Source organism: Dysgonomonas sp. ZJ709, assembly GCF_011039195.1.
GTDB lineage: Bacteria > Bacteroidota > Bacteroidia > Bacteroidales > Dysgonomonadaceae > Dysgonomonas.
The window spans coordinates 1-1,376 of the sequence record NZ_JAAKEM010000077.1; the positions used below are offsets into that span (position 1 = coordinate 1).

A 1,376-nucleotide genomic window follows, 5' to 3' on the forward strand; every position below is an offset into this window, starting at 1 on the left:
ATACCTTATCAACATGAATGGACAGTCGTACAGAGTTAAAGAAACTAAAAAAATGTTACAACCTGATGAAGAATAAATATCTTTAGCCAATCTCATCCGAGACACTTAGTGGTATACTTTTCAATTACTAAGTGGACTACTTTTCAATTATATTATACAGCTATGGTGACAGAACTTTAGATAGAATAAAATCGACAACAAAACGAATCATGTTTCGCGGAGAAAGTCTGAGAAGCTAAGACGGGTCGTCAGTCGTTAACAATCAGTTTAACATTATATAAACCCTTTTTTTAAGGCTCTTAATTGCGAGGGCTTAGGGTGCTTATTACTTTAAAAATAATAAAATTATGAGATTAGGAAACAGTTTTAGAGGTAATACAGGTAAAAAGTATATGATTCGCGGTAAGCATGACAAAACTCCTGTGAAAGATGGAATGGTTAAAGTTCAGCGGTTTAATGAATGGTTCGCCGAAAGTTATGCGTCGCTTGTGTGTGAGTTGAAAACCAAAGACATATTTAATGAAGATACTTTGAACGAAACCTATTTGAGGATGTACGAGAGTATACTTTATTCGGGGTTGGATATAGATAACTATCGCTCTTATTTCTTCCGCTCGTTTTTCACAAACTATGTACAGGGCAATATGAAAGCCAGTCGTTATTGTGCACTTTCGCCCAATTACGATAAGCCTGATATGGGAGGTTATAACATGGAGCAAGAGATTCAGCAAAAAAGGCTCGAGGAAGATATTTTCGATTATGTATATGACCGCTATAAGATTCGAGAGTTCGAACTGTTTAAAATGTATGTAAGCCTTAAACCTGCTATTAATTACGACGTGCTGGCTGATATAACCCATCTCAAGGCGCATCAGATTCAAGCCATTGTATCTAAGATAAAGAAGGATGTTTGCCGCAATCACGAATTTCTACAAAGGCGTAGGGAGGTGCTGATGGTTTGCTAAGCCTGTCCAATCCGGCTTTGTGTACTCGCCTCTGTCATCCCGAAACGCAGTGAGGGATCTCTTATCTTTTGATGTTATCAGCCAATAGCTGTTAGCTACCGGCTTATTTCAGAACAGATCCCTCACTGCGTTTCGGGATGACAGCGCCGACGGTAGGTAGCTGCAACTCATAATTATTCTAAACACCCTCTTTGCATTCCTCCCCTTGGGGGAGGTTAGGAGGGGCTATCAGTTCGGGATGACTCTTATATTTGTTTTATAATTTACTATTCAAAAAGCAAGGTTAATTTTATTCTTTTGTTGTAAAAAAGTAGAGATTAACCGATTATCAAAAGTAAACTATGGGATGACATAAAGTTGAAACTTTATTTCTTGAATTAGACTTTTGATAATCAAGCTGAAGATACCATA

The 1,376-nt window shown here is 37.5% G+C and carries 1 protein-coding gene; it reads left to right on the forward strand.

Going from position 1 to position 1,376, the window contains the following annotated elements; genetic code table 11:
• The first annotated feature begins 347 nt into the window (after nt 1-347).
• On the forward strand, nt 348-965 hold the full coding sequence (locus G7Y56_RS18415) for a hypothetical protein (RefSeq protein WP_165045919.1): 618 nt from the start codon (nt 348-350) through the stop codon (nt 963-965).
• Nucleotides 966-1,376: the final 411 nt, after the last annotated feature.

Coding starts and splice junctions, on each gene's coding strand:
- G7Y56_RS18415 (WP_165045919.1), top strand. CDS start 348: ATGAGATTAGGAAACAGTTTTAGAGGTAATACAGGTAAAAAGTATATG.